This window comes from Marinobacter sp. 1-3A, assembly GCF_016597775.1.
Lineage (GTDB): Bacteria > Pseudomonadota > Gammaproteobacteria > Pseudomonadales > Oleiphilaceae > Marinobacter > Marinobacter xiaoshiensis.
In genome coordinates, this window is sequence record NZ_VCGZ01000016.1 from 1 (window position 1) to 19653 (window position 19653).

18 protein-coding genes are annotated in these 19653 nt (G+C 53.1%); 9 read left to right on the top strand and 9 right to left on the bottom strand.

Features of this window, described 5'->3' with window-relative positions; translation table 11 throughout:
- Positions 1-96: 96 nt before the first annotated feature.
- The 3 genes from FE848_RS17645 (at position 97) to FE848_RS17655 (ending at position 3029) form a co-directional block, all read left to right on the top strand.
- Entirely contained in the window at positions 97-816 is a 720-nt protein-coding gene (locus FE848_RS17645) for a TRAP transporter large permease subunit (RefSeq protein ID WP_200205176.1), read from the top strand.
- A gap of 102 nt (positions 817-918) precedes the next feature.
- Complete coding sequence (locus FE848_RS17650) at positions 919-1863, top strand: 2-dehydropantoate 2-reductase (protein WP_320159522.1); 945 nt, start codon at positions 919-921, stop codon at positions 1861-1863.
- Between the two features lie 143 nt (positions 1864-2006).
- Positions 2007-3029 carry an AraC family transcriptional regulator gene (locus FE848_RS17655; RefSeq protein ID WP_200205177.1) on the top strand — a complete coding sequence of 341 codons (1023 nt, stop codon included), beginning with the start codon at positions 2007-2009 and terminating at the stop codon, positions 3027-3029.
- A gap of 48 nt (positions 3030-3077) precedes the next feature.
- On the opposite strand, the gene FE848_RS17660 is transcribed toward FE848_RS17655, so the two are convergent.
- The 9 genes from FE848_RS17660 to FE848_RS17700 form a co-directional block, all read right to left on the bottom strand.
- Positions 3078-4634, bottom strand: coding sequence for a long-chain-fatty-acid--CoA ligase (locus FE848_RS17660; RefSeq protein WP_200205178.1), 1557 nt, complete (start codon positions 4632-4634; stop codon positions 3078-3080).
- Positions 4635-4683: 49 nt separating this feature from the next.
- Positions 4684-6018, bottom strand: a complete 1335-nt coding sequence (locus tag FE848_RS17665) for a TRAP transporter large permease (protein WP_200205179.1) — start codon at positions 6016-6018, stop codon at positions 4684-4686.
- A gap of 44 nt (positions 6019-6062) precedes the next feature.
- Positions 6063-6608, bottom strand: coding sequence for a TRAP transporter small permease (locus tag FE848_RS17670; RefSeq protein WP_200205180.1), 546 nt, complete (start codon positions 6606-6608; stop codon positions 6063-6065).
- An 82-nt stretch (positions 6609-6690) separates the two neighbouring features.
- Positions 6691-7785: a TRAP transporter substrate-binding protein gene (locus FE848_RS17675; RefSeq protein ID WP_200205181.1), complete on the bottom strand. Its 1095-nt coding sequence runs from the start codon at positions 7783-7785 to the stop codon at positions 6691-6693.
- A 166-nt stretch (positions 7786-7951) separates the two neighbouring features.
- A complete protein-coding gene (locus FE848_RS17680; RefSeq protein ID WP_200205182.1) occupies positions 7952-8779 on the bottom strand; it encodes an SDR family NAD(P)-dependent oxidoreductase in 828 nt (275 codons plus the stop codon).
- Positions 8780-8807: 28 nt separating this feature from the next.
- Positions 8808-9233 (bottom strand): MaoC family dehydratase, encoded by a 426-nt coding sequence (locus tag FE848_RS17685; RefSeq protein ID WP_200205183.1) that lies wholly within the window; start codon positions 9231-9233, stop codon positions 8808-8810.
- Positions 9234-9243: 10 nt separating this feature from the next.
- Positions 9244-9687 (bottom strand): MaoC family dehydratase N-terminal domain-containing protein, encoded by a 444-nt coding sequence (locus FE848_RS17690; protein WP_106761565.1) that lies wholly within the window; start codon positions 9685-9687, stop codon positions 9244-9246.
- A gap of 10 nt (positions 9688-9697) precedes the next feature.
- Complete coding sequence (locus FE848_RS17695) at positions 9698-10891, bottom strand: lipid-transfer protein (protein WP_200205184.1); 1194 nt, start codon at positions 10889-10891, stop codon at positions 9698-9700.
- A 31-nt stretch (positions 10892-10922) separates the two neighbouring features.
- Positions 10923-12038: a TRAP transporter substrate-binding protein gene (locus tag FE848_RS17700; protein ID WP_200205185.1), complete on the bottom strand. Its 1116-nt coding sequence runs from the start codon at positions 12036-12038 to the stop codon at positions 10923-10925.
- A gap of 328 nt (positions 12039-12366) precedes the next feature.
- Between FE848_RS17700 and FE848_RS17705 the strand changes: the two genes are divergently transcribed.
- The 6 genes from FE848_RS17705 (at position 12367) to FE848_RS17730 (ending at position 19598) form a co-directional block, all read left to right on the top strand.
- On the top strand, positions 12367-13524 hold the full coding sequence (locus FE848_RS17705) for an acyl-CoA dehydrogenase family protein (protein WP_200205186.1): 1158 nt from the start codon (positions 12367-12369) through the stop codon (positions 13522-13524).
- A 17-nt stretch (positions 13525-13541) separates the two neighbouring features.
- Positions 13542-14765 (top strand): CaiB/BaiF CoA transferase family protein, encoded by a 1224-nt coding sequence (locus FE848_RS17710; protein ID WP_200205187.1) that lies wholly within the window; start codon positions 13542-13544, stop codon positions 14763-14765.
- A gap of 81 nt (positions 14766-14846) precedes the next feature.
- Positions 14847-16952, top strand: a complete 2106-nt coding sequence (locus FE848_RS17715) for a 3-hydroxyacyl-CoA dehydrogenase NAD-binding domain-containing protein (protein WP_413785018.1) — start codon at positions 14847-14849, stop codon at positions 16950-16952.
- 33 nt (positions 16953-16985) lie between these two features.
- Positions 16986-17765: an IclR family transcriptional regulator C-terminal domain-containing protein gene (locus tag FE848_RS17720; RefSeq protein WP_200205189.1), complete on the top strand. Its 780-nt coding sequence runs from the start codon at positions 16986-16988 to the stop codon at positions 17763-17765.
- Between the two features lie 229 nt (positions 17766-17994).
- Positions 17995-18987 (top strand): Bug family tripartite tricarboxylate transporter substrate binding protein, encoded by a 993-nt coding sequence (locus tag FE848_RS17725; RefSeq protein WP_058342492.1) that lies wholly within the window; start codon positions 17995-17997, stop codon positions 18985-18987.
- 80 nt (positions 18988-19067) lie between these two features.
- Positions 19068-19598, top strand: a complete 531-nt coding sequence (locus FE848_RS17730; protein ID WP_200205190.1) for a tripartite tricarboxylate transporter TctB family protein — start codon at positions 19068-19070, stop codon at positions 19596-19598.
- Positions 19599-19653: the final 55 nt, after the last annotated feature.

The window sequence follows — 19653 nt, forward strand, 5'->3', positions numbered from 1 at the left end:
GGCGGCGATAACTTCGCCAGCACTGCGGCTTTACGTTCATCCGAATAACGAGGCACTATCAACACCTGTACCGCCCAACTGGTTAAAAATTAAGTAGTGCCAACTATCCTGCCAGAGCGGGCTACACCAAGGACTAAAGATCAATATGCGATGACAGAGAAACTTCGCTTATTGATCCAGTCCTGGCCCTTGCCAGTGATTGTGGTGGGTGTGGTTGGTGGCTTGTACACCGGTACAGTTACCGCGACTGAGGCCGGTGCGTTCGGTGCTTTTATCGCGGTGATTGCAGCTGTTGTCCAGGGATCATTCAGTTGGTCTGCGATGAGAGAGGCCGTTGCAGAAACTGTCCAGAGCACTGCGTCTATCTTTCTAATTGCCATTGGTGCTGTGTTATTCAGCCGGATGCTGACATTGAGCCAGATACCAATGAGTATTGGGGAGTGGGTTGGAGATTATGCAGTAGCGCTTTGGATATTCCTTATAATTGTGACGGTCTTTTATATAATTCTCGGTATGTTCTTAGATCCGATTGGGTTGATGTTGGTGACCCTTCCAGTTCTGGCTCCTTTCGTAATTGCGTTTGACATAAATGTAATCTGGTTTGGAGTGCTGGTAGTCAAGTTTATTGAAATAGGCTTGCTAACGCCGCCAATTGGGCTCAACCTTTTTGTTGTTAGTGCGGGTGTTGGAGATTCAGTTCCCTTCGGGAAAATCGTTCGGGGAACGATTTGGTTTTTGGCGGCAGAGGCATTGGTGCTTGCATTGCTGATGTTTTTTCCCCAGATTTCACTGTTTCTTCCCTCTCTGATGTACTGATAAACATTGCTAATCACCCCCCTGCTGCCGTCAATTAGGCAGGGGGGCCTCCGCGCACTTCCTTTATCGTGCCGGAAGGCTTATCTGCACCCAGAGGTTTCAGTGGCGACTCTCAGAATACTTATTGTTGGTGCCGGCGGCATCGGCGGCTATTACGCCGCAAGGTTGGCTGAAGCCGGCCATCAGGTTGTACTGACCGCCCGTGGAGATCACCTCGCGGCCCTACAAGCGAACGGCCTGACCGTTGATTATGAAGGGCAGGTTTTCCACCATTCCTTCCCGGCTTGCCACCACCAAGACCTTGTCCGTAACTATCAGGCGGATGATTTTGACCTGATCGTGATAGCCCTTAAATCGACAGCCACCAGTACAGTGATGGCGGAGCTTTCTGAATGGCTGAGGGCTGGTTCGGTTCCGGTACTGTCTCTTCAAAACGGCGTCGATAACGAACCCCTCATTTCAGAAGTGGTCGGAGAGGGCCGTGTCTTGGGTGGCCTTGCGGTGCGTATTGGCGGCCATATTACCAAGCCGGGCAAAGTGTTCGCCGAAGGTGTTGCCCAGATCGTGATGGGCGCCTGGCCTCAGCAACAGCCTGATGACCCACGGGTGGCTTTGCTGAAGAGGCTGGAGGCTGCCTTTAATGAGGCGGGTATTCCGGCCACCGTAACCGAAAACATCCGTTATGAGCTTTGGCGCAAATTGGTGATTAATAACGGTGTTAATCCGTTGTCTGCGCTGACTCTTCTGGACACCAGAAGCCTGACCCATCATCCGGAATTCGGCAAGATGGTCTACGGGATGATGGCTGAGACTGTAGAGGCCTCCAGAGCCGATGGTGTGAACCTGACGCAGCGGGATCTCGATGACATGTTTGAGCTGATCAGCAGCTTTAACGCCATCAAAACCTCCATGCTGGTGGATCAGGAGAAAGGCCGGCCGCTGGAGTTGGACAGCATTGCCGGGGCGGTATTGCGGCGGTGTGACAAACTCGGCGTGGAAGCACCTTACACTTTCACTGTGAATGCCGTTTTAAAACACCAGAATTAGTCTGTTGGTGCCCGAAGCTTTGTCCGACTGCCGGGTTGTTCAGGAAATTTAAAGCCCGGCTTTAGAATTACTTGATTGCTGTTGTGCAGGAGCGTGTAGATGATAGTTGGTCATGGGTTTTTGTAGCTTGAGGGATACCACCAATGACAACAACCGTTCCGAAGCATGCTATTCCTGTTGTACAGGTTGAAAATGTTCTGCTTGGAGCAAGGAAACTTGGGCTTGATTGTGACGACATATTGATGAAAGCCGGAATTCCGCCTTTACTTCTGAAGTCGTCACTGGGTCGGGTTTCTCAGCGTCAGTTTGCCCGCTTGCTGAGACTCATTCAGCGGGAGACGCATTGCGAGTTTTGGGGCCTTTGCTCTAAAAGGATCAAGGTTGGGACGTTCGCGCAATGCTGTCAGTTAATGGTGCAAGCGGAAACTTTAGGCGAAGCACTCCGTTCCGGAGCTCATTTTTATCACCTTGTGTTTGATGACTTCACTGTTCGAATACAACATTCCGAAGGGCTTGTGTGGGTGCGCCTGCATCGTGAGGTAGAGCTGGACGAGTGTGGTGAGTTCGCCGAGCGGGCGTTCATGTTTTTTGCTTATGGATTAATTTCGTGGTTAATTGAAGAGGCGATAAAGGTGGATGTCGTCCGGATGACAGGCACGCGATCAATGGGGCAAGGTGATGCAAGTTTGTTATTCAATGCGCAGGTGTTCTTTGAGCAATCAGAGAATGCTTTTGGCTTTGACCCGAAATGGCTGGATTGTGCAATTCGTCAGGACCAAGTGAGTCTCCATCGTTTTTTACGCAGTTCACTTGGGCATCTTTTGGTACGCTATCGTGATAGATCCCAAGCGTCAGAGAGAGTGCGATGCTTTTTGCGTCAGCATTTGTCAGAAGGCTCGATTACGCTGGAAGAGGTCGCATATGCGATAGGCATTCCTTCCCATACGTTACGCCGAAACCTTCGTTTAGAAGGCCATAGGTTTCAGGAACTTAAAGACGCAGTGCGGCGCGATGCATCAGTAAACCTGCTGTCATGTCCAAACCTTTCGATCATGGAAGTGGCAGAGCGCCTAGGCTTTTCCGAGGCCAGCACCTTTCATCGGTCATTCAAAAAATGGACTGGCGTGACACCTGGTGATTATCGGCAAGATTCTCTCGCAAACTAGCGGGAAAAGGGGCCGTTCGAATGCAGCACGCCGGCCCCTCTGTAAGTATCAACTTACTTGTCGGTCATTGTCTTTCCAGAAGCGTTCTCGCATTTTGAATTTCAGCAGTTTTCCGGCCCCTGACATTGGCATTGTTTCAACAAACTCAATACTACGTGGGCATTTGTAGCCAGCGATGTATTCCTTGCAGTGAGCTTTCAACTGTTCTTCTGTTAGCTCACCATCAGGAGTGAGTTTGATCGCAGCGTGTACGCGCTCACCCCAACGTTCGTCCGGAACACCGAACACGGCACAAAGTTCCACCTGAGGCAGTTTCAGAATGACATTTTCAACTTCAGCAGAGTAAACATTTTCTCCTCCTGAAACGATCATGTCTTTGATTCTGTCAACTACGTACAGATAGCCATCATCATCGAAGTATCCCGCGTCCCCCGTATGCATCCAGCCACCTCGCAGGGCCTGAGCGGTCTGCTCTGGTTTGTTCCAATAACCTTGCATGACCATTGGTCCCCGGGCAACGATTTCGCCTACATGATGATTCGGAAGTTCCTGGTCTTCCGCATCTACGATACGGATTTCCGCTACAGGTGTTGGCATGCCTGCTGCGCGGAGTTTGCCATTCTTTTGGCCCTCCAGCGTATGACAGCGTGGCGGTAGTACTGCAACCGTCGGCGCAAGCTCGGTCATGCCGTAAGCCTGGGAAAAGTCCACCTTAGGGAATTCATTAAGTGCCCGCTCGAGAAGTGTGGCATCCATGGGGGAAGCGCCATATCGTATGGACTCAAGCGATGATAAGTCACGGCTTGGGAAGTCCGGATGATCCAAAAGCATACGGAGCATACTGGGCACAAGAAATATTTCCGCAACGCTCTCGGTCTCAATAGTCTTGAGTACCTGTGCAGGCTCAAACGCGGGGAGCATAACGTGTGTCCCCAGGCGCATTGACAGGGCGAATACTGACTGCATACCTGCAACGTGGAACAGTGGTGCCGCTTGCAACCCAACTTTTCGGGGTGGCCGGGGAGCGGCGAGCGATGCGCCAATCGCACCAAGATAACAATTACTATGACTAAGCATCACGCCTTTGGGCTGACCGGTCGTACCGCCGGTGTAGAGGATCGCTGCTAGGTCGTCACCGCTCCTGAATGCGTCGGGTGCTTCGCGGGCTTCAGCAAGCAGCGTTTCAAGCTTAACTGCGCCTTCAGGAGCCTCTCCCGCACCTACGAAGACAACGGTGTCAAGAGACTTTGAGTGCTCTCGTAAGGCGGGTAAAAGCTTGGCGTAGGCTTCATCAATTAACAGAATTCTGCTGTCGCAATCGTCGAGTGAGTAGGCAATTTCTCTTGCGCTCCACCTTACATTGACCGGGTTAACGACACCGCCACCCCAGATAACTGAGTAAAGGTACTCAACGTAATAATCTGCGTTACGGGCGAGCATCGCAATGCGGTCATTCGGCTGCATGCCTAGTTGCTGAAGGACTGAGGCCATGCGCGCAACTCTTGAGCCGAAGGTCTGCCAGGTTTGTTTGCGATCACCGTCAACGACTGCGATTGATTCGGGACACTCCCTAAGAGCTTTGTGTAATGCTTGGCTAAGATTCATAGAGTTGCCTTTTTATTGTGCGTGAAAACAGTCAATGCCGAACCACCTATCACATCAAACTCGGTAAGAATGTGACGATTTCGGGAAAGATCACCAGCAGAGCTATGGTTATGATGTCCATGGCAATAAACCAGGATACGCCTTTGAAGATATCTCCCAAGCTTACTGTATTGTTAACGACCGCTCTGAGAATGAAACAGTTAATGCCGACAGGTGGGGAGATCAGTCCAATTTCGAGATATTTGATCATAATGATTCCAAACCAGATCAGGTCGTATTCCAGGCCGTTGATGATCGGAATTACGATCGGAAGAGTCAGTAGCATGATTTCGATGGAACCCATGAAGGTTCCGAGAAAGATGTATAGAAGTGATAACGAGGCAATAACGATTAATGGGTGTACGTCAAAACCGCCTGCCCAGGCCGTCAGCTCGGATGCGATGCCGGTAAGCGCGGTAAAGGAGGTGACCATATAGGCGCCGATGACTGCTGCAAATAGCATCGAGGTCGTTTTGAGTGTATCCAGTAGTGCCGTAGAAACTTTGTTGCGGTTGAGGCGCCTCCCCAGCAGGCTGATGATGAACGCAACGGCCGCCCCAATAGCGCCGGCCTCTGATGGCGTAAAGATACCCGAGTACAGTCCTGATACTACGACAACGATCAACAGCAGCATGCTCCAAGTGTTTTTCAGAGAGCCGAACTTTTGCTGCCAGGTTACTTTGGGTGTAGGTGGTGCAAGGTCAGGGTTGATCTTGGCGCGTATCATGACCATCGCAACATAGATGAGCAGGGAAAGCAGTCCGGGTAGCACGCCGGCAACAAACATGGCTGCGATCGACTGGTCGGTGAAAATGGCGTACAGAATCATGAGGATGCTTGGGGGAATGAGCGACCCTAATGTTCCTGAGGCAGCCACTACACCGGTAGCGAGACTTTTGCTGTAGCCCCTGCTGATCATTTCGGGAACTGCCATTTTCCCCATTGCCGCCGTTGTTGCCAGGCTGCTGCCACTGATCGCTGCGAACAATGCGCAACCGACAGAAGATGCAACAGCCAGACCGCCTGGAACCCGGCCCAACCACATGCGCGCCGTAGTATAGATGTCTTTGGTAAAGCCGGCTTCTGTTGCGATGTATCCCATCAGCAGGAACATCGGGATGGTCGTGAAGGTGTACTCAGCGGTGGAAGAGTAGGGGAGCTCGCCCAGGAAGCTGTTCGCGGTCATGATGCCTTGCGCAAGGTCGAAACCTCCACCCCGGGTTGCCATGACCAAAACGAGCCCGGTGTAACCTGTAGCTACGAGCACCACGGCAATGGGTATGCGTAACAGCAGCATGGTTATCATGCCAATGGTCGCCCATATACCGATACTAATTGGATCCATTGTTAGTAAGCCTGTTGTTGTTATTGCGATTCGTCAGGAAGAGTTCAGTATTTTTCGCTCTCTTCGAGAGCTTGGTCGAAGTCATTTAAGTGGCGGTGTCGGCTAGATGGAATGACCAGTTGCACGACCATTCTGATGCACCACCATCCCAAACCCAGCGGTATGATCGCCTTCACTGGCCACTCAGGAATACCTAGTGAACTGGCATAGGCAATTTCCTGATACTCCCACGACTCCCAAGCCATCCGGCCGCTGAGGTAGGCCATAAGCCCGAAGAAAATAACGCCAAAAATCAGCCCAACTGTCTGAAGCCCCGTTTGAACAGGGAGGGGCAGGTGATCGGTTAAGACGGTCACTTCCAAGTGGCCATCCTGCGACTGAACGTAGGCCATTGGCATAAAAACAACGGCGACCATGAGCATTTCTGAGATAAGGAGGTCATCGGGTACGGCGGAGGAAAAAAAAGTGCGGCCTACAACCGAGACAAAAGTCAGCATGACCATGCTGGCCAGCATTAACTGTCCAAGCCTGACAATCTGTTTATCTACGGTGTCAAGTACTGTCAGAACGGGTTCACTCAAAGGACTCATCAGGTAACTCTCCAGTTCAACGGAACTTTGTCGGAGCATTCACGCAGGCCAGTGTTGGACCTGCGTGACATGGCTCAACCGGTTACTTGCGATCCCAGGGGTAGCCTTGCTCGGCGACCTCTTTCTTTACTTCCTGGAGCGCATCAAAGAAACGTTCATGAAGTTCCGTTGCAGCTGGGTTCTGCTTGGCTCGGTCGGCAACATATTGTTCAGTTGCCGGGGCCAGGTCCTTTTCCCATGCCTGCTTCTGTTTGTCATCGAGTTCAAAATACTCGACAGCGTAGGTTGGGTGGTTGATAAGCAGGTCTTTAGCCATGGCAGCTTCTTCCAGTCCGGCCTTGGTCATCCGTTCGATGTATTCTGGCAGCAGATCCTCAAAAACTTTTTGCTCCTCATCAGAGAGGCTGCCCCAGACCCTTTCGTTCATCAGCACTACAACCAGTGACTGGCCAAGATCAGTCTCCACAACATAGTCAGACACTTCGTTGTGTTTGTAGGGAGCCATCAGGTAAAGGTAGGACTGAGCGCCATCAATAGTGCCCCGCTCCATAGCAGAGTAAAAATCAGCGAAGGTAATATTGACTGGAGTGACGTCCCAATTATTGATGTTGGCGGCATTGACCGATCGCGGGGTCAAGCGCACTTTGTCACCCTTGAAGTCGTCAGGGGTGAGGTACGGGCGGGTACTGCTCATGTTAACCCTTGCGCCACTGGAGTAGAAACCAATAGGTCTTGCTCCCATGCGCCGGTATTCTTCCAGCAGAGGCTCAAAGTTCTCGCTGGCACGACGCCAGGCCTCTGTTGCGACGTAGTTATCCCCAGGGCCGGTCTCTGTGGATGAAAGTGCCAGCAGGGGGTTTTGTGCCATGGTGTACTCAGGTGTCATCGGCGCAATATCCGCAACACCAGATTTCACGCCTCGAGCAGCATCTTTATATTTGACCAGACTCTGAAGCCAGTGGATTTTGATGCTGATAGAGCCCTCGGTGCGTTTTTCCACTTCGTCAGCCCACCACAGGAGTGCGTCATTGGTCGGACGGTCGGTTGGGGGAGCCGGTGTAGAGAAATTCAAGGTTCTGGCATCTGCATCAGCCGCAGTCAGGCCTGAGGCTAGAGCCAGTGATAGTGTGAGTACTGAAAATACCTTTGGGAGTGCCAGACGGCTTAGGGATTTCATTTTATAACCTCAGATTATTGTTGTGTTTTGGCTTGGAGCCGGAACATCAGTCTAGGTAGAGCAGGTGAGCAGGCCAATGACAGATGCGGTGAACTTGATTGGCAATTCTGTGCACCGCCAGGAGAGCCCGGCGGTGCAATTATAAGAATATGATTTAAATGATTTTTTAGGGTTTTCCCCCGGCGCACACAAGTACCTGGCCACTGACATAATCGGATTCTGGAATACAAAGCATGTAAACCGCACCCGCAGCCTCCTCTGGTTTGCCACCGCGGCCAAGCGGAATGGTTTTTTCCGCCATTTGCAGGATTTCAGGGCGTACACCGACCTTGATTTTCTTGCCTTCAATGTCAATGCTGGCATCTGCATCTGCGGGGGATTCGGTGAGACGCGTCATGATCAAGCCGAAAGCCACACTGTTAACGTTGACGTTATAACGCCCCCACTCCTTTGCCATGGCCTTTGTCATACCGTTTACACCAGCTTTCGCCGCTGCGTAGTTGATCTGGCCTGCGTTGCCGTAAACGCCAGCCGTGGATGAGATATTCACTACTTTGCGATGGACCGGTGTGCCGGCTTCAATTTCTTTCTTGGCGGCTTCACGGATAAAACCGGAAGCAGCTCGCAGAATTCGAAAGGGTGCGGTCAGATGAACTGAGAGAATGGCTTCCCATTGTTCATCTGACATCTTTTGGACAACGTTGTCCCAAGTGTAGCCAGCATTGTTTACGATAATGTCGATGCCACCAAAGCTATCGAGAGCGGTTTTGACAAAGCGGTCAGCAAACTCTGTCTCGGTAACGCTGCCGGTGCAGGCGACAGCCTCGCCCCCAGAGGATCGAATTTCATCAACGGTCTGTTGGGCAGGTTCGTGGTCAAGATCGTTGACCACTACGCGAGCACCCTCGCTGGCTAGCTTTAATGCAATCTCGCGGCCGATGCCCCGGCCTGAACCTGTGATCAGTGCAACTTTTCCGGCAAGTTTCTGTGTCATGTACATCGTCTCCTGAGTTAGTTAAGTATCACTGCAGCGCAATTACAGCATCGCCCGAGAGTTTGGCTTGTCCCTGCTGATCGCAAGTGCTCAGGGCCAGGCGGATTCTGTTCTCATGCCCGACTGTGAATTTTTCAGTGACTTCCGCCTTGCAGGTGATCTGGTCGTGTATCTGGGTAATGGACACGAAACGGACACCAAAGCTGCGAATGGCCTCCTGTGGTACCCAGTTGGTCAGTAGCCGGCCGAGCCAGGCCATCGACAACATGCCATGGGCAAATACATCTGGCATGCCTGCACTCTTGGCAAAATCCGAATCCACGTGGATCGGGTTGTGATCGCCCGAGGCTCCACAATAAAGCGCGAGGGTATGCCTAGAGATCGGTGGCAGTTTCAGGCTGGCAATCTGATCACCAACCTGAATGTCATCAAAACGCAGAAGCTTTTCTGTCATCTCTGTTTCCTTAACCATTGCGGGATACGGTCACGCTGTGCAGATCGGCAACGTGAGTACCCAGCTGGTTGGTAACGGTGGTTTTGCGAACCACAAACTCTAGGAGTCCGTTCTTTTTGTCGTAGATGTCTTCGACGCTTTGCTCAAAGGTCAGTACATCGCCTGCATAAGCCATCTCGTGATAGGTGAAACTCTGCTCTCCATGGAGCAGCTTCCGGTAATCAAGGCCGAGCAAGTCTCTGAATGCATCCTTGTCCGGAGATGCAGATTCCAGACAGAAAAAGAAGGTTGGTGGTACCGGGAGACCCCTGTGGCCAGCTGTCTTTGCCGCTGATTCGTCAATGTAAACCGGGTCAGTCTGCCCGGTAGCTTTCGCAAAAAAGCACAGCTGTCCCTTTTCTACAGCAACCGAAAATTGTGGCATTTTGTGGCCAATAAACTTGCGGTCAATCATGATGCTGACCTCAGACTTTTTGATAGAGCGTGACAACACAGGCGCCGCCCAGCCCCAGGTTGTGTTGCAGACCAAAGCGCGCACCCTCAACCTGTCGCTTGTCAGCATTTCCGCGCAACTGGGAAACAAGTTCGTAGCACTGGGCAAGGCCTGTCGCGCCAAGAGGGTGACCCTTGGACAGGAGGCCGCCAGACGGATTGGTTACAACCCGGCCACCGTAGGTGTTATCACCATCAAGAATGAACTTCTCCGCTGTGCCTTCCGGAGTTAGCCCCAGTCCTTCATAGGTGATCAGCTCGTTTGCTGTGAAACAGTCGTGGAGCTCTACCACCTTAATGTCTTCCGGGCCAACACCGGCAGCCTCGTATACCTGTTCTGCTGCAGATACAGTCATGTCGTAACCCACGACTTTACACATGTCGTCGCTGTCAAATGTGCTGGCGGTATCGGTCGTCATGGCCTGGGCGGCAATGACGACATCCGTATTCAGATTGTGCTTTCTTGCGAACTCCGGAGAACACACAATTGCGGCGGCAGCACCGCAGGTTGGAGGGCAGCACTGATATCGGGTGAGCGGGCCGTAGACCGTTGGTGAAGACATGATTTCTTCGAGGGTGAGTTCCTGACGGAATACCGCCAGTGGATTACGAGCTGCGTGCTGGCGGGCCTTGACAGAAATTCTGCCCAGCGTGTCAGGGCTGATGCCGTATTTTTTGATGTAATCTGCGCCAGCTCCACCAAAGAACTGAGCGGCTCTCGGTGCATTTGGATCGGTGCCCTGATGGGCATCCATCGCCTGCGCAAATCGCTCCATTGGGGATGGGCGATCTGTGTAAGCCCCCTTTAATGCGCCAGGGGTCATTTGTTCAAAGCCCAGTGCAATGGCGCAATCAATCATACCGCTGGCGACCGCCTGGCGGGCAAGGAAGAGTGCAGTAGAGCCAGTGGAGCAGTTATTGTTGACGTTAATAACGGGAATTCCGGTCAGTCCGACACCATAGATGGCAGCTTGGCCAGACGTCGAGTCACCGTAAACGTAACCAACAAACGCTTGTTGTACCAAACTGTAATCAACTCCAGCGTCCTCGAGTGCGAGTTTTGCGGCGCGGGCACCCATCACGTGGTAGGGTTCGCTGGCTCCGGGCTTGGTAAAAGGGATCATCCCGATGCCTGCTACGTGTACAGGTTTTTGAGAAAAAGACATAATTACTCCTTGATGTTTGTTGTTCAGGTATTTATTCGCTGGCTTCAAGTGACTGTTTTCTCTGCCACGGATAGCCATGTTCCTGCACCTCGCGCTCAACCTCTGCAATGTGTGTCATCAGGCGTTCATGCAATTCGTGCGCAGCCGGATTACGCTTGGCAATGTCATTAATGTACTCCTCGATTGCGGGAGCCATGTCTTGCTCCCAGGCGGCTCGCTGGGCTTCATTCAGGGTGTAGTATTCAACCGGATACCTTGGGTGATTCTGTAGCAGCTGGATGCTCTGTTCGGCTTCTTCCAGCCCGGCTTTTGTCATCTTTTCGCTGAACAGTGGTTCCAATTCCAGAAAGACCTCACGTTCTTTGTCTGTCAGGCTTTCCCATACTCGTGCATTCATCATGACCGGAATCAGCGACTGGCCGATCGTGGTATTGACCACATGTTTGGCCACTTCGTTGTGTTTGTATGGCGCAATGACATATAGATAGCTTTGTGCACCATCGATAGTTCCTCGCTCCAGAGCGGAATAGATGTCCGTAAAGGTGATGTTGACCGGCGTGACATTCCACTTGCTGTTCGTTCGGGCAGAGATGGCTCGTGGTGTCATGCGAACTTTGTCGCCTTTGAAGTCATCCGGAGTAAGGTAGGGGCGTGTGGTGCTGATGTTCACTCTCACGCCGCTGGAGTAGTAACCGATAGGCCGTAGGCCGATTTGGGCGCTCTCTTCTTCCAGAGGGGTAAAGCCATTGGTAGCGCGGCGCCAGGCTTCGGTGGCAATGTAGTTGTCGCCTGATCCGGTTTCAGTCTGGGTGATTGCCCATAAAGGATTTCTGGCGGCGGTATATTCGGGCGTTACATCGCCGATATCGGCGACACCCGATTGGATGCCCCGGGCTGCATCCCTGAATGCGACGAGGCTCTGAAGCCAGTGCACTTTGATCTCGATGGTTCCGCCTGTCCGGGCGTTTACTTCATCAACCCACCACCTCAGGACATCGTTGGTCGGGCGCTCCGTTGGCGGGCGTGGAGTGGCAAAGTTAAGTGTGCGCGCATCGGCCTGCGCCATCTGAAAACCGGCTGCCAGAGCGAGCATCAAAACAGTAGATGTGGCGAATCTGATCAGTTTTCGTGGCTTTTTTTTTGTCATGTTGCTTTCTCTCATTGTTGTTTTTGTCTGAAGTTCTGACGCTGATTTTCTGCTTGCTGAGCCAGAATATTGCTTTCGTGCGCCGCTACCAATGGCGGATTTGGCTATCCTGATTGACAAAACTGTGCACTCTGATGGCTAGTATTTGGGGTGCGTTGCTAGGGTTCTGGAGGTTGGCTTATCGTTTAAGAAGGTCTTGATCGCTGCTCACAAATGTGTGACATTTGACATTATTCAGGCGAATATCGAACTATAGTTTCGAATATCGAACATTTTTAAGGTTCGGAACTATCGTTTACTTACCCATACAACAGTTTTGGAGGCCCCGATGGCACTAGATAAAGACACCTTGAACCAGTTCGTGGATAGCGTCAGGCGGTATGTCCGTGAACGCCTTGTTCCTCTGGAAATGCAAGTAGCCGAGGAAGACCGGATTCCCGAAGATGTGATCAATGAAATGAAAGAGATGGGCCTGTTCGGACTGTCCATTCCCGAAGAATTCGGTGGTCTTGGTCTGACCATGGCTGAGGAGGTCGCCGTAATTCAAGAAATGGGGTACACGTCGCCGGTTTTCCGTTCCATGTTTGGTACCAACGTAGGCATCGGATCCCAAGGCATTGTTATTGACGGAACTCCTGAGCAGAAGGCCTACTACCTGCCGAAAATGGCGAGCGGTGAATTGATTGGCTCTTTTGCGCTGACGGAGCCGGATGCGGGGTCTGATGCGGGTTCGGTTACTACGATGGCGCGTCGGGACGGTGACGAATACGTTATCAATGGCACCAAACGTTACATCACCAATGCCCCGCGCGCGGGTGTTTTTACTCTGATGGCGCGTACCGGCACCAAAGAAGAGGGTGGTCGGGGTGTGTCCGCATTTCTTGTAGACGCTGACCTGCCAGGCATCACCTTGGGTAAGCCGGATAAGAAAATGGGCCAGAAGGGCGCCCATACCTGTGACGTGATTTTCGAGAATGTTCGTGTACCGGCGTCTGCCTTGATCGGCGGAAAAGAAGGGCAGGGGTTCAAGACGGCCATGAAGGTCCTGGACCGGGGCCGACTGCACATCAGTGCTCTGAGCGTGGGGACGGCAAAGCGCTTGATCGAGGAAAGCGTTAATTATTCAACCCAGCGCAAGCAGTTCGGAACCGAAATTTCCAACTTCCAGCTGGTGCAGGCCATGCTCGCAGACAGCCAGATGGAATACTACGCCGGCAAGTGCATGGTGGAAGAAGCGGCAAGATCCTATGACGCCGGTGAGCCAGTGTCTATGAATGCATCATGCTGCAAGTTGTTCTGTACGGAGATGGTCGGTCGTGTTGCTGATCGTGCTGTGCAGGTGCATGGTGGCGCAGGTTACATCGGTGAGTACTGTGTAGAACGATTCTATCGTGACGTTCGTTTGTTTCGTCTGTACGAGGGAACCTCACAGATTCAGCAGTTGGTCATTGCCAAGCACCTGATCCGTGACGCTCAGAACGCTTGATAATCGGGGAGATTGAAATGTCAGGTCCATTATCAGGCATCCGTGTACTGGATTTGTCCCGTGTGATGGCGGGGCCCTGGAGTACCCAGATTATGGCGGATCTGGGTGCGGAAGTTATCAAGGTTGAGCGCCCGGGACTCGGAGATGACACCCGCCAGTGGGGGCCACCGTGGCTGAAAGACAAGGATGGTAAGCCAACAGCCCAGTCGGCTTATTATTTGTCGGCAAATCGGGGCAAGCACTCGGTCACTATTGACCTCGGTAGTGAGGAAGGGCAGCAGCTGGTTCGCGAACTTGCGGCAGACTGCGATATTCTGGTTGAGAATTTCAAAACCGGCGGCCTGGCCAAGAAAGGACTGGGCTATGACGATCTGTCCAAGATTAATCCGGGCTTGATCTATTGCTCAATCACCGGTTTCGGTCAGACAGGTCCAATGGCCAGTTACCCCGGCTATGACTACCTGGTGCAGGCACAGGCTGGTTTGATGAGCATTACCGGCGTTGCCGACGGCAACCCGGGTGCCGGCCCTCAGCGAGTTGGCATGGCGGTAGCTGACCTGACCACCGGGATGAATGCAACGATTGCGATCCTGTCGGCACTGCATCACCGGTCGAAGACAGGTGAGGGCCAGTACATCGATATGGCTCTGCTTGATGTACAGGTCAGTTGGCTGGCAAATCAGGCGCTTAACTACTTCTGTAGCGGTGATATTCCGACCCGAACAGGCGAGTATCACCCGAATCTTACGCCTTACCAGCCGTTCCCGACGAGTGATGGGCAGGTAGTGATTGCCGTCGGTAACGATGCTCAGTTCAGGCGTTTGTGTGAAGTTCTGGGCTGTCCGGATATTCCTGTAGATCCTCGTTTTGAGAACAACCCGCAGCGAGTTGCGCATCGGCAGGAGTTGGTGGGCAAGATCTGTGAGCGGACCCGGACCGGAACCAGTCGTGAATGGATGGAAAAGCTTGTAGCTGTTGGTGTGCCCTGTGGCCCGATCCAAAATATCTCGGAGGTGTTTGACGACCCGCAGGTCCAGGCTCGCAACATGAAGTTGGAGCTCGAGCATCCAGCTATTGGGCCGGTACCGGGCATTGCTAATCCAATCAAATTCTCCAAAACACAGCAGAGCTACAAGAAGGCGCCTCCGCTGCTAGGGGAAGACACGGATTCTGTCTTGAGCCGGGTGCTTGGAAAGTCTGTAGATGATATCAAGGCGCTGCGTGATAAAGGCATAGTCTAGGGGCGGTGCTGTTTCAGTTATGCAGAGTCGAACCCTGTCTCATAGGGGGCGGGTTCGACTCTTTTTTTTCAGAAGGGGGAAATCGGTATGTTGGTTACTTATGAGCTGGTTGGTGACTTGGGCGTGATCACCATCAATAACCCACCGGTGAACGCACTGTCACAAAAGGTGCGTCAAGGCGTGGTGGAAGCAATTGCGGAAGCTCAGACAGATAACTCGAAGGCGATCGTCCTGATCTGCGAAGGTCGCACTTTTGCGGCAGGGGCGGATATCAAGGAATTTGGCAAGCCGCCGATGGCCCCCTCATTTCCGGAAATGAATGAAGCTGTTGAATCTTCCGCAAAGCCGGTGATTGCCGCATTACACGGCACGGCTCTGGGTGGTGGCTTTGAGCTCGCGCTCAGCTGTCACTATCGCTGTGCGCTGAAAACAGCGGCTGTGGGCCTGCCGGAAGTTAATCTGGGTATCTTGCCCGGAGCCGGTGGTACACAGCGTTTGCCCAGACTGGTTGGCGTGGAAACGGCCCTGGATGTTATTACCTCTGGTAAGCGAGTGGCTGCGCCGAAAGCTCTGGAGCTGGGCATGATTGACCGTGTGGTTGAGGAGCCCCTGCAGGATTCGGCCCTGGCATATGCTCAATCCCTTCTGGAAGACGGCGCGCCGCTGCGCCGGATCAGAGACCTGGAGGTGCCTGCTGCCGAAAGCGATGCAGATGTCTTCGAAGTATGGCGCAAGAACATGGCCAAGCGCCGGCGTGGGCAGGTTGCTCCGCAGAAGATTGTTGATTGTGTGGAAGCGGCGGTATCGAAACCCTTTGAAGAGGGCCTGCAGTTCGAAAGGGCGAGTTTTGTTGAATGTGTCGGATCCGACCAGGCCGCCGCCATGCGACATATGTTCTTTGCCGAGCGCAAGGCCGCAGTTGTTGAAGACCTTGGCGAAAATGCAAAGGCGAAACCCATCAACCGTGTTGGCATTATCGGTGCTGGCACCATGGGTGGTGGCATCGCAATGACCTTTGCCAATGCCGGAATCCCGGTAACGCTGCTGGAGCTTAACCAGGAGGCGCTGGATCGTGGCCTTGCGATGATCAGCAAGAACTACGGCATCACGGTCAGTAAGGGCAAGATGTCGCAGGAGGCGGCGGGTAAACGTCAGGCCCTGATTACTGGCAGCACGAGCTATGACAGCCTGGCTGATGTCGATCTGGTTATCGAAGCGGTGTTTGAAAGCATGGATGTGAAACGGCAGGTTTTCGGTGAGCTTGACCGCGTGTGTAAGCCTGGGGCCATTCTTGCCTCAAATACCTCCTACCTTGATGTGAATGAAATCGCTGCCTGCACTTCGCGCCCGCAGGACGTGGTCGGGCTGCACTTTTTCAGCCCGGCGAATGTGATGCGCCTGCTGGAAGTGGTTCGCGCCGACGCCACATCCGAGGATGTGATTGCGACCTCTATGGTGCTGGGCAAGAAAATTGGTAAGGTGCCGGTTCTGGCTCGGGTGTGTTATGGCTTCATCGGCAACCGGATGCTGCGCCCCTATGCGCGGGAAGCCCAGCTGTCGATGATTGAGGGGGCGTCACCTGAGCAGATTGACGGTGTTCTCACGCGCTTTGGTATGGCCATGGGGCCACTCGCGGTTGGTGACCTTGCCGGCCTGGATATCGGTTATAAGGCCCGTCAGGCCCTGACTCCTGAGCAAAAAGGCGACCCTCGCAGCTATTGCATTGCTGATGCGCTTGTCGAGATGGGACGTTTGGGGCAGAAATCCGGAGCGGGATATTATCGCTACGACCCAGAGACCCGGGCCAGGTCTTCGGACCCAGAGGTTCTGGAAGTAATTGAAGCGCAGGCTAGGGCCCACGGCGTGCAGCGCCGGACCATGAGCGATCAGGAGATCCTTGACCGGCACCTGATGGCGCTGATTAATGAGGGTTTCCACATTCTCGGCGAAGGTATTGCGCAAAGGCCCAGTGACATTGATGTGGTTTATGTGAATGGCTACGGCTTCCCGGTATTCCGCGGTGGCCCTATGTTCACGGCAAGCCAGATGGGGCTCAGGGAAGTGTACGACTGCATCTGTGCGCTGCGGGACAAGACCGGGGCAGATTACTGGCAGCCTGCGCCTTTGCTGGAGCAACTGGCTCTTGAGGGAAAAACACTGGATAGTTGGATCGCCGATAAAGGGTGATGTTGTTTTACCTCAGCTTTATGGACCGATTTAATGACTGATCAAAACAAGGATATGTCAGGAGCTGACAAGGAGTTTCTGACCACTTTTGCGCGAGGGCTGGAGGTTATCCGATCGTTTGATACGGAAAACCCTTCCATGACGCTGTCCGCCGTTGCAGAGAAAAACGGGTTGTCCAGAGCGGCAGCCCGGCGTTTTTTGTTGACTCTGCAGAAACTGGGTTATGTGTCTCTGGAGGAGAAAAAGTTCAGGTTAACGGCCAAGGTGTTGGAGCTTGGATATGCTTACCTTGCGTCATTGGACTTCTCGGAAACTATAACCCCACACCTGGAAAAGGTTGCGTATGAGTTGGGTGAATCCTGCTCTGCGCTCGTTCTGGATGGGGCAGACATCGTCTATGTGGCGCGTATTCCGCGCAGGGGCCTGATTCCGATCAATCTGCAGATTGGTGCGAGGTTGCCGGCCTATGCCACTTCCGGTGGTCGCGTTCTGATGGCGTATTTGCAGAAGCCAGAACTGGAGGCGGTGTTCGAAAAGTCTCGTTTTGAGAAGCATACACCGAACACCAAGGGGCCGGACGAACTTAGAGTGGAGCTTGAAAGGGTTCGAGAGCAAGGGTACGCGATCGTAGACCAGGAGCTGGAGTTGGGTATGCGTGCTGTGGCAGTCCCTGTAATTGACCGAAGGGGGCAGGTGCGGTTTGCGCTTAACTCCAGTAGCCATGTCAGTTCTGTCACCCTGGAGCGAATCGTTGATGAGTATGTGCCGATAATGAAAGCGGCTGCTCGTAACATAGCGGCTGTGTTGCCCTGAAGCTGTTCATGCCCGGAGCCGGTGTACTTGATACCGGCCCCGGCGTTTTCCTTTTCCCGTTCTTTTATGCCTCCTTGCATCAGCCCGTCTATTAGTCGTATTGCCCTCAATTGATCAGATTTTGTTCGTAAAAGTACTTGCACGAACAAGCGTATTATGTGAAATTGGCGTTCGACAATACGAACATATGTTCGATAATCGAACCAAAGATAAGCAGGACAATGACAAGATGATTAGTACATCAACTAAACTGTTCAAATCCGCGGTTGTTGCAGCCGTTGCATCTGTCACTATCGCCATGACTGGAGTCGCGCATGGCAAAGAGTGGCCGAGTGATAACATTCGCCTGGTCGTACCCTATTCGGCTGGCGGCACTACAGATCTGCTCTCCCGTAAGGTGGCAGACCTGCTTCAGAAAGAACTCACCACCGTTGTTGTCGAGAATCGTCCAGGTGCGGGCTCCACTGTTGCAACAGCACAGTTGGCACGTGGCGGCCGTGGTTCCGATCACATGCTGGTGATGGCATCCCCGGGGCACACAATCGGCGCGTCGATTTATCCCAACCTTCGCTATGACCCGGTTGAGGATTTCGTGTTCATTCGTAATGTCATCGACATCCCGAACGTGATGGTTGTGCCGGCAAGCAGTCCCTATAACTCTGTTGCAGAGTTCGTTGCTGCGGCACGTGAAGGGCAGTTGTCGTTCAGTTCCCCAGGCATCGGCAGCTCGATCCATATGTCTGGTGAGCTGTTCAAGAACCTGACCCAGGCTAACCTGATTCACGTCCCTTTCCGGGGTTCAGGCGAAGCACTGCCGGCGCTGTTGGCAGGGGATGTAGACGTGGCCTTTGAAAATATGCCAACGGTTTACCCCCATATCCAATCCGGAAAGCTCAAGGCCCTGGCGGTAACCACTGCTGAGCGTTCAGAATTCCTGCCGGAGGTTCCTACGCTGCAGGAAGTTGGTTCTGAATTTGGTCTTGGCGATTACGTGACTTCGGCCTGGTTTGGCCTGATTGCTCACAAATCGCTCCCCGAGGAAGCGCAAGCGAAGCTTGAGGCGGCGCTCGAGAAAATTGTTGAAAGCGAAAACTTTAAAAGCTTCTTGCCCCAGTTTGGTGCGGTAGCAGGTAAAGAGGTTGGTGACGAGTTTCGTGCCTTCGTTGCTGACGAGCTTGAAAAGTGGGCAGACGTTGCTGAGAAGGCAAACCTGAAACGCTGATCAATCTTGCGCTGGGCGGGACCGGTTTGACAGGCCGGCCCGCCTTTTCTTTATCAACGAATACTGTCGAGAGTTTTATCATGGCTATCTCCGAGAACCAGAGTGCCGATACGCCGGCAACTCATTACGGCCGACTCAATCCGAATACAATCGTGGGTGCGGTATTCTTTATTCTGGCCTTGGTTTTTCTTTATTACATCATCCCCAGCTACATTTCAGCGCCTCCGTTCATGCAGCACCCGCTGCTGTCGCCGCGATTCTTGCCGCAGGTTGCCGGCTGGTCAGTGCTGGTTCTGTCTCTTGTGCTGATGGTCTCCGGCCTTCGAGTTCCGCTCGAGCGAGAGCCTGGAGATGAGCTTCGCCGAGGCGTGTCTTTTGTACGTCAGGCCTTGATGGTAGCGGCAGGTGTTGTCTACGCGTTTTTCTTTGAGCAGTTGGGTGCCATCGGCAGTGGTGTGCTTGCCTGCGTGTTGCTGTTTTTGGCCAGCGGCCTGCGTAATCCGCTGATATACCTGCTCGCGATCGCCTTTCCGGTGCTTGTGACCATGTTGTTCATTTACCTGCTGAATGTGCCCCTGCCTGTTGGGGAGCTGTGGGAAGCCTGGTTCTGAAGCCAGCAAAAACTCGTTAAGTATGCGCAGGCTCCGGTCAGTTGGGGCGGGCGTT